Raw genomic sequence first — 8,425 nt, 5'->3', positions numbered from 1 at the left:
CGACACATCGTTTTAATCTTAAATTGATGGCTGTACTCAAGGATAAACTGATACTTTACTCGGGCAGGCTTGCAAAGTACCTTGCGGCCTTTTTTAAGATATCTCGCTCTTCTTCAGTTTGCTTAAGCTGACTTTTAAGACGAAGGATCTCTTTCTTTGCTTCGAGTAGTTCATGTTCATCAGGGTTGTTGCGTAAAGGCTGTACGGCCTTTAGCCATTTATAAATGCTGTGCTGTGATACACCTAAACGTTCAGCCACATCAGTGACAGAATATCCACGTTCGGTAATCAATTTAACAGCTTCATCTTTAAATTCTGGGGTGTATCGTTGTCCACTCATAATGTTCTCTCCTATGCAAAAAGAATAGACGAAATTTGTCTAGGAGAGTGGTGGCAGTCCAAAAGATGGTTATATGTGTCTAGAATTTTGGTGGCTATTCATATCCTGCTTATTTTTCAAGGTTTAAAGACATTTTAGACTCAACTTTTGAAGTCATTACTTTTGAAGAATCTTGTACTCGATTAATTGCTTCAGCTAAATTTCTAGAAATGCCATTGAGTCTTTCGGACCCTTTAACTTCAGAAAAGTTTAAACAACTTTGTCAAAAAGAACTCGATGAATTAGTTGCCACACAGGATATTTTATATCGCGTTAAACAGCTAATCGATGATCCAATAGAGGGCTTGCTTGGAATTGATCAAGTTGCTCAAAAATTAAACCTTACCAAAAGAACTTTACAACGAATGCTTCAAGAAAAATCTGTAAGTTTTCAGAGCTTATACGATGATGTACGCAAAACAAAGGCACAAAAATTGATGTTAAGTCCCTTCGCCTCAAAAGATCAAATCGCAAAACAGTTAGGTTATGCTTCAACTTCAAGTTTTAATCGCGCAGTTAAACGCTGGGCGCTTGAATAAGCCTTCACTTAAAATCAAATATAGATACATTTGAATTGCTGTTTTAGGACATGAAGTAATGAATCAACACATTGCACCCGTCGAGTTATCTAAATCTTATCGCTTACTTAATCATGGTCCAACTGTACTTGTTTCTGCTCAGCATAATGATGAAGTCAATGTTATGGCGGCAGCATGGGCATGTGCTTTAGAATTTTCACCAGCAAAAGTGACTGTGGTTTTAGATAAAACTACCAAGACGAGAGAACTCGTGGAGAAAAGTGGCTATTTTGCATTACAGGTTCCGTGTTATGAACAACTCAACATGGTTCATCAGCTTGGAAGCATCAGTCAATTTGATGATTCTGAGAAATTACAAACCTGTAAAACTGAAGTCTTTTATCAAGAAAACCATTCTGTACCATTAGTCACTGGAAGTATTGGTTGGTTAATATGCAAGCTGATACCAGAAGCACACAATCAGCAAACCCATGATTTATTTATCGGCTCTGTTATTGCTGCTTGGGCTGATACGCGTGTTTTCCGCGATGGTCACTGGCATTTTTCGGAAGAGCATAAAAACCTGAAAAGCCTACACTATATTGCTGGTGGTACGTTTTATTTAATTGGCGAAGAAGTGAAAGCAGAGTAAATCAAACACAGAAGCGATGCACTTAGCATCGCTTCTCACATGAATAATATAAAGACTATTTAATTGCAGTATCATAACGCTGGTTTACAGTATTCCAGTTTACAACAGACCAAAAAGCTTTGGTGTAGTCTGCTCTGCGATTTTGATATTTAAGATAATAAGCATGTTCCCAAACATCTAAACCTAAAAGTGGCTGTCCTTTCTTCTCCGCAATATCCATCAAAGGATTATCTTGATTTGGCGTTGAAACAATCTCCAATTGACCTGCATCATTCAAGATTAACCATGCCCAACCCGAGCCAAAACGACCTGTTGCAGCCTGATTGAATTTATCTTGGAAGGCTTCAAATGAGCCGAAATCTTGATTGATTTGTTTTAGTAGCTTTGCACTAACCTTACCAGTTTTATTAGTCGGTGCTAAACTTTCCCAAAAGAAAGCATGGTTAAAATGCCCACCACCATTGTTTCGTACTGCTGAATTATATTTAGAAATTTGTGCTTGGACTTGTTCAATACTTAATTTATCTAGCTCTGGATAGGATTTAATCTGAGCATTTAAATTATCAACATAAGCTTTGTGATGCTTTGCGTAATGTATTTCCATCGTTTTTTGATCAATCGCGGGTTCTAGTGCATCACTTTTGTAAGGCAATGGTGTTTGCTTAAATTCCGCATAGGCAGGCAAACTTAATCCTGCACATAACATCAATGAAAATAGGCTTTTATTTAACATACGCATCATTAGATCCCATAAATTGATAATCATTTTCATTATCAAAAATATAAGCAAATCCAAAGCAGGTCAAATAACTATATACCAAAGATACATTTTACTACTTATTAAAAACATAAAAGCGATGAACCAATCATCGCTTTTATTTATGTAAAGATATTTTTATTTTGCAGCCATACGAATCGAGCCGTCTAAGCGAATTACTTCACCATTTAAATATGAGTTTTCAGCAATATGTGCAACCAAGCGCGCAAATTCTTCAGGACGACCTAAACGCGATGGATACGGAACCATTTGACCTAATGCATCTTGTACATTTTGTGGTAGACCTTTAAGCATCGGTGTTTCCATGATACCTGGTGCAATCACCATAATACGAATTGCATGACGTGCTAACTCTCTTGCAATCGGCAAAGTCATGGCAACTACTGCCCCTTTTGAAGCAGAATATGCAGCTTGACCAATTTGACCATCAAACGCAGCAACCGAAGCTGTATTGACGATTACTCCACGATCTTCATCACCTTCTGCAACTTCATTTTTACTCATGGCTTCCGCTGCTAAACGCAGCATATTAAATGTACCAGTGACATTAATCTGAAGCGTTTTAGAGAACATACCTAAATCGTGTACACCATCTTTACCAACAACTTTCGCTGATGGTCCGATCCCAGCACAGTTAACTAAACCATGCACTGCACCATGCTTGACTAATACATCTTTAAAAAATTGCTCAGCAGCTTGCTCATCCGTAACATCGAGTTGGACAAATTCAGCTTTTTCACCCAATGCTTGTGCCTGCTGAGTTCCAACTTCAGCATTCATATCAACTAAAGTGACGGATGCACCTTTCTGAACCAAATATTCAGCTGTCGCTGCGCCTAAACCAGAACCACCGCCAGTAATAACAAAGTGTTTTCCCTGAATTTTCATTTACGTTTCCTATCAAATTAAAGTGATAAATTTTTATAACAAAGAGTAAAGGCAACTTTTTTCCGATACAATTTCAAAAAGTAGCAAATTTAATGCGATTTTTGAGCATTTATTTCATTCACTCTCCTGTATTTCATCTTTTATGAGCAAACTTCCAAATCAAGATATCAATTCTGCAAAGGATACGATTTCAAATGCACTTATTCGTGAAGCATTGAGTGTTGCAGCTAGCCGCGGCTTAAATATCGTCAATATCGCTAACAAAGCGGGTATTTCAGCTGAATTATTAACTTCAACCAAAGCACGAGTCCCTGTTAACCAATCTGCACAGCTTTGGGTTGAACTGGCAAAAAGTATGAATGATGAATTTCTCGGCATGGATACTCATCCAATGCGCCGAGGAAGTTATAAAGTATTGGCGAAACTTGCTTTTGGTGCGAATACATTAGAACAGGCTATACAAGATATCTTAAAATTTTTAGCTTTGATTTTGGATGATATTCATGGGGAATTAGTTCAGGAAGGTTCGAAAGCATTTCTTATCCTACATGACCGTGATCAACCCAAACGAATGTTTACCTATTCGACTTTTTTAATGCTCGTACATAGTTTGATGTGTTGGTTGAGCGATCAGCGTATTAGTTTTCACCGAATGTCATTTAGATGCCACCAACCTGTTGAGATACAAGATTATCGAGTACGCTTTTGTGAAAATATAGAATTTAATGCTGAACAGAATAAAATTGAATTCGATGCTCACTATCTCAAGCACAAGATTAAAAAAGATAAACAGGCATTAAATGAGTTTCTAAAACATGCCCCATATAATTTAATTGTGCGCTTTAAAAATGAAAACTCATTAAGCCTACAAATCCGCAGACAATTGATTCTCCAACCACCTTCTGAATGGGCTGAGTTAAAAGATATTGCACAACAAATGAATATGTCCACAGCAACTATTCAACGTCGACTAAAACAAGAAGGTGTAAGCTATCAACAGCTTAAAAATGATATTCGATGTGATATTGCAATTGAACGTCTGAACAAAACGAATGATTCAATTCAAAGTATTAGTGATGATCTAAATTTTCACGATCCAAGTGCTTTCCATCGTGCTTTTAAAAAATGGAGTGGTGTAAGCCCTGGTAGCTATCGAAAAATATCCCCAAGCAAAAAACTACTTGTTAACCAATTTGAAGACTGAATGGTTTAAAAAATGTATTTACCTGAAATTTTTGAAGAAAAAAATACTGAGAAATTATATCAACTCGTTGAAAAATATCCGTTAGGTACATTAGTCACTCACAGCTCCAATGGTATCGAAGCAAATCACTTACCCTTTAAACTTTTACATGAGTCTAAATCTAATCACGCAATTCTTATCGCTCATATTGCACGAAATAATGAATTGCATACTTTGATTGAGAGTGGTACTGATGTTTTAGTTATTTTCCAAGGTGAACAAGGCTATATTTCCCCCAACTGGTATCCAAGCAAACAATTGCATCACCGTCATGTACCAACATGGAATTATCAAGTCGTACACGTAAAAGGAAAAATTAAATTTTTAGAAGATGAAAAATCCTTACGGGGCATACTCGCCAAACTTACTCGGACACATGAAGACAAGCAAGAAAAACCATGGAAAATGTCTGATGCACCTAGCGATTACATTGCAGCAGAACTCAAACAAATAATTGGTATAGAGATTGAAATCCAGCACATGACTGGAAAATTCAAACTTAGCCAAAATAGAGACCAATCTGATGCTGTAAACGTGGTAAATAATTTAGAAAAACAAGGTCAGATTCAATTAGCTAAAGCAGTCAAACAATATATTGAAGATTAATTCAACTTCTGTCCAAGGCTAACACGATCATTGCCACCATAATCTTTGATGGTTTGAATTTGGCTAAAACCCTCTTTCTCAAACATAGTACGGACTGCTTCACCTTGATCATAGCCATGTTCAAGCACAATCCACCCATTTGGATTTAACCAACTTTTACCTTGAACAATAATAGTTTCTAGATCCGCCAATCCTTGCTTATCAGCAATAAGTGCTCGTTCAGGTTCTGATTTAAGCATTTGCATATGCACATCTTCTGGATCGATATACGGCGGATTTGAAACAATAAGATCAAAAAATTGTTTTTCTAATGCATCAAACCAAGCACCACAAGCAAACTTAACCTGCGTTAAACCATGACGAATGGCATTTTCCTGTGCGACTTCGAGCGTAGGTTGATAAATATCTGTTGCCGTAACTTTCCACTGAGGACGCTCACTTGCTAGAGCCAATGCAATAGCACCCGTTCCAGTACCTAAATCAACGACATTAGATGTTGAATCAAGTTCAAGCTTTAACACAGTTTCAATCAATATTTCTGTATCTGGACGTGGCACCAATGTGTCATGTGTGACTTTTAAGTCCAGAGTCCAAAACGGTTGTGAACCTGTTACATAAGCTAGTGGTTCACCATGATCAATACGAGCAAGCCCATTCAAATAAGCTTGCTCTTGAATTTCAGTTAACTGTTGCTCAAGTCTTAGTTTTAACTCTAATGAATTGATACCCAGTATATGTTCAAGCAGCCACGCAGCTTCTTGACGTTCATAGCTATCAATTTCACCTTTAATTTCTAATGCCTGAGCAATATTCATTAGCCGCCATTTTCCTGAGCAAGCATCGCTAATTGATCCGCTTGATATTCACGATGCAAACTATCCAGCAATTCAGTTAAATCACCTTCCATGATCGCGTCTAATTTATATAACGTTAAATTAATACGATGATCCGTCATACGACCTTGAGGATAGTTATACGTACGAATACGCTCAGAACGGTCACCAGAACCAACTAAGTCACGACGCATTTCAGAAGTAGCTGCATCCGCTGCTGCACGTTTTGCATTTTCTAAACGAGATACAAGTAATGCCATCGCTTTGGCTTTGTTTTTGTGCTGAGAACGTTCTTCCTGACATTCCACAACCACACCCGATGGAATATGAGTAATACGAACAGCAGAATCGGTTTTGTTAATGTGCTGACCACCTGCACCTGATGCTCGGTAAGTGTCAATTCGGAGATCAGCTGGATTGATTTCGACTGTTGTATCTACATCTACTTCAGGCAAAATAGCGACTGTACATGCAGATGTATGAACACGACCTTGTGATTCAGTGGCAGGTACGCGCTGTACGCGGTGCGCACCACTTTCAAACTTTAAGCGACCATATACACCTTCACCATCAACACGACAGATTACTTCTTTATAACCACCGTGTTCACCTTCATTTTCAGACAGGACTTCAATTCGCCAACCCTGACTTTCAGCATATTTACTATACATACGGAATAAATCGCCAGAGAAAATAGCAGCTTCATCACCACCCGTCCCTGCACGAATTTCTAAATAAGCAGCATTCGCATCATTAGGATCTTTAGGGATCATTAACACATTAAGCTGTTCTTCTAGCTCAACTAAAAGTGCCTTGTTTTCTTTAATCTCTTCTTCTGCCATATCTTTGAAATCTGGATCAGATTTCATCATTTCAGCTGTTTCAATATCCTCTTCAGCTTGACGATATTTACCCCAAACTTCTGTAATTTCAGTTAAATCATTATGTTCTCGTGACAATTTACGAAAACGTTTGTTGTCAGAAATAACTTCTACATCAGCAAGTAATGCCGTCAGCTCTTCATGACGATCACAGAGTTGATCTAGTCTTAAGCGGAGTGATGCTTTCATGGGCGGAATATCTCGAAATCCAAAGACTCAATGCCATTACAAAGTTGAAGCATGAGTAAAATCAAAAAATTGCGCATAGTTTACAGATTCTACCGCTTAAATGACATAGTGAAACTTCACTACTGCGTGATCAAGTTTCGTTTCATCATAAATTGTTCATTTTTAGTTGTAGGCTCTTGTTCTCTTTTTTGCCGTTCTATATAAATATGAGAGACAAATAAAATGATAAAACAACAGGATAATCAATATGAGTAATTTAATTAACCGCCCAACATTGGCATTTATTGGGGCAAGTTGGCTTGCAGTCGTGATCGGTGCTGTTGGTTTTATGATTGGCTTATGGAATGCTTCAATGCCTTTACATGAAAAAGGTTTTTATCTCGTTATTTTACTTTACGGTCTTTTCTCTGCTGTATCCCTACAAAAAACATTGCGTGATAAGTTAGAAGATATACCTGTGACTGCAATCTACGTTGCACTTTGTTGGACCTCAGTCGGTATTTGTATTGGGTTACTATTATTTAGTTTATCGAATGCGACACTTAGTCTGAGCGAAAAAGGTTATTACATTATGTCCTTTTTATTGAGCTTATTTGGTGTTACGGCTACCCAGAAAAATATTCGTGATCTCGAACATTTACGTTTACAGAAGCGAGAGTCTACAAATCAATTAAAACTTGAAGATTCTTCTCATCAAGATTCATAAATGACATCAGCACTATAATTTCATATTGGCTTAATCATTAATGAAAATTGAATTTATTTGATTAATCTTAATACTGATTTAAACAAAACCATACAATCAACTTACCAAATCACAATAATAACAGGATGCATCTCCACAATTTCACTCCACAAGCTTTGTTACATTTGCTTCCATTACAAAAGATGCCTGAACAGCGGGCACATGGAGTCAAAATGAAAGCGCATTTTATGTTACTGAGTGCAATCCTTGCAGGTTCTACTATTGCAAGCACTGCATATGCAGATAATGCAACACGTGTTGCAGCCACTTCAGCTTTAGGTAGTGTTGTTGGTACAGCAATAGGTAAAGAGATTGGTGGTCATAGTGGTGCCATGATTGGTTCAGCTGTTGGTGGTGCTGGTGGTGCAGCTGCTGCTAGCAGTAAACGTACGCGTACCGAAGCTGCAATTGGTGGTGGTTTAGGTGGTGTAGGTGGTTATACTGTTGGTCGCAATATTGCTGGTACAACTGGTGGTTATATTGGCGCAGCTGCGGGTGCAGCAGGTGGTGCCGCTTTGGGTCGTAAAGTAGGTCAAGACCGAGACTACGACAACTATCAGTCAAAAAAATATAAGAAAAAACGCAAACATCGTCATCATTGATAAAAAGCACCTTCGGGTCACTGCTGTCCCATAGTTTGCTTTAAATAAAAAACCTGAGTCTAAATAGTTAAAATATGAGTGCAAACAAACACTTTAACTATAAAGGACTCA

The 8,425-nt window shown here is 37.8% G+C and carries 9 protein-coding genes and 2 pseudogenes; 6 read left to right on the top strand and 5 right to left on the bottom strand.

What is annotated here, in order from left to right:
• A pseudogene (locus tag MKL32_RS10745) lies at positions 1-340 on the bottom strand (transposase); the annotation flags it as partial.
• Between the two features lie 101 nt (positions 341-441).
• On the opposite strand from MKL32_RS10745, the pseudogene MKL32_RS10740 reads away from it, so the two are divergent.
• Positions 442-918: pseudogene (locus MKL32_RS10740) on the top strand (helix-turn-helix domain-containing protein); the annotation flags it as partial.
• A 58-nt stretch (positions 919-976) separates the two neighbouring features.
• A complete protein-coding gene (locus MKL32_RS10735) occupies positions 977-1,549 on the top strand; it encodes a flavin reductase family protein (RefSeq protein ID WP_039048349.1) in 573 nt (190 codons plus the stop codon).
• Between the two features lie 55 nt (positions 1,550-1,604).
• On the opposite strand, the gene MKL32_RS10730 is transcribed toward MKL32_RS10735, so the two are convergent.
• Together MKL32_RS10730 and MKL32_RS10725 are read right to left on the bottom strand one after the other, a co-directional pair.
• Entirely contained in the window at positions 1,605-2,288 is a 684-nt protein-coding gene (locus MKL32_RS10730; RefSeq protein WP_039048350.1) for a superoxide dismutase, read from the bottom strand.
• Between the two features lie 156 nt (positions 2,289-2,444).
• Positions 2,445-3,215, bottom strand: a complete 771-nt coding sequence (locus MKL32_RS10725; protein WP_004953914.1) for a 3-hydroxyacyl-CoA dehydrogenase — start codon at positions 3,213-3,215, stop codon at positions 2,445-2,447.
• 142 nt (positions 3,216-3,357) lie between these two features.
• Here MKL32_RS10725 and MKL32_RS10720 point away from each other — a divergent pair, with 142 nt between their 5' ends.
• Positions 3,358-4,419 (top strand): AraC family transcriptional regulator, encoded by a 1,062-nt coding sequence (locus tag MKL32_RS10720; protein ID WP_004962441.1) that lies wholly within the window; start codon positions 3,358-3,360, stop codon positions 4,417-4,419.
• Between the two features lie 12 nt (positions 4,420-4,431).
• The gene (locus tag MKL32_RS10715; protein ID WP_270900530.1) at positions 4,432-5,064 is read left to right on the top strand and encodes an FMN-binding negative transcriptional regulator; all 633 of its coding nucleotides are present in this window, start codon (positions 4,432-4,434) and stop codon (positions 5,062-5,064) included.
• On the opposite strand, the gene prmC is transcribed toward MKL32_RS10715, so the two are convergent.
• Together prmC and prfA are read right to left on the bottom strand one after the other, a co-directional pair.
• Positions 5,061-5,879: a peptide chain release factor N(5)-glutamine methyltransferase gene (prmC, locus tag MKL32_RS10710; protein ID WP_039048040.1), complete on the bottom strand. Its 819-nt coding sequence runs from the start codon at positions 5,877-5,879 to the stop codon at positions 5,061-5,063. The two genes, MKL32_RS10715 and prmC, sit on opposite strands and share 4 nt — an antisense overlap.
• Positions 5,879-6,967 carry a peptide chain release factor 1 gene (gene prfA / locus MKL32_RS10705; protein WP_039048041.1) on the bottom strand — a complete coding sequence of 363 codons (1,089 nt, stop codon included), beginning with the start codon at positions 6,965-6,967 and terminating at the stop codon, positions 5,879-5,881. The genes prmC and prfA overlap by 1 nt, the downstream gene beginning before the upstream one ends.
• A 247-nt stretch (positions 6,968-7,214) precedes the next feature.
• On the opposite strand from prfA, the gene yiaA reads away from it, so the two are divergent.
• On the top strand, positions 7,215-7,673 hold the full coding sequence (gene yiaA / locus MKL32_RS10700) for an inner membrane protein YiaA (RefSeq protein ID WP_004915237.1): 459 nt from the start codon (positions 7,215-7,217) through the stop codon (positions 7,671-7,673).
• 212 nt (positions 7,674-7,885) lie between these two features.
• Entirely contained in the window at positions 7,886-8,314 is a 429-nt protein-coding gene (locus tag MKL32_RS10695) for a hypothetical protein (protein ID WP_004953900.1), read from the top strand.
• Positions 8,315-8,425: the final 111 nt, after the last annotated feature.

The sequence above is a fragment of the Acinetobacter sp. AOR34_HL genome, assembly GCF_027854795.1.
Lineage (GTDB): Bacteria > Pseudomonadota > Gammaproteobacteria > Pseudomonadales > Moraxellaceae > Acinetobacter > Acinetobacter junii.
This window is presented reverse-complemented; position numbering and strand designations above follow the sequence as displayed.

Excerpts from the sequence above, each read along its gene's own strand:
- MKL32_RS10735 (WP_039048349.1), top strand. The coding sequence starts at position 977 with ATGAATCAACACATTGCACCCGTCGAGTTATCTAAATCTTATCGCTTA.
- MKL32_RS10730 (WP_039048350.1), bottom strand. The coding sequence starts at position 2,288 with ATGCGTATGTTAAATAAAAGCCTATTTTCATTGATGTTATGTGCAGGA.
- MKL32_RS10725 (WP_004953914.1), bottom strand. The coding sequence starts at position 3,215 with ATGAAAATTCAGGGAAAACACTTTGTTATTACTGGCGGTGGTTCTGGT.
- MKL32_RS10720 (WP_004962441.1), top strand. The coding sequence starts at position 3,358 with ATGAGCAAACTTCCAAATCAAGATATCAATTCTGCAAAGGATACGATT.
- MKL32_RS10715 (WP_270900530.1), top strand. The coding sequence starts at position 4,432 with ATGTATTTACCTGAAATTTTTGAAGAAAAAAATACTGAGAAATTATAT.
- prmC (WP_039048040.1), bottom strand. The coding sequence starts at position 5,879 with ATGAATATTGCTCAGGCATTAGAAATTAAAGGTGAAATTGATAGCTAT.
- prfA (WP_039048041.1), bottom strand. The coding sequence starts at position 6,967 with ATGAAAGCATCACTCCGCTTAAGACTAGATCAACTCTGTGATCGTCAT.
- yiaA (WP_004915237.1), top strand. The coding sequence starts at position 7,215 with ATGAGTAATTTAATTAACCGCCCAACATTGGCATTTATTGGGGCAAGT.
- MKL32_RS10695 (WP_004953900.1), top strand. The coding sequence starts at position 7,886 with ATGAAAGCGCATTTTATGTTACTGAGTGCAATCCTTGCAGGTTCTACT.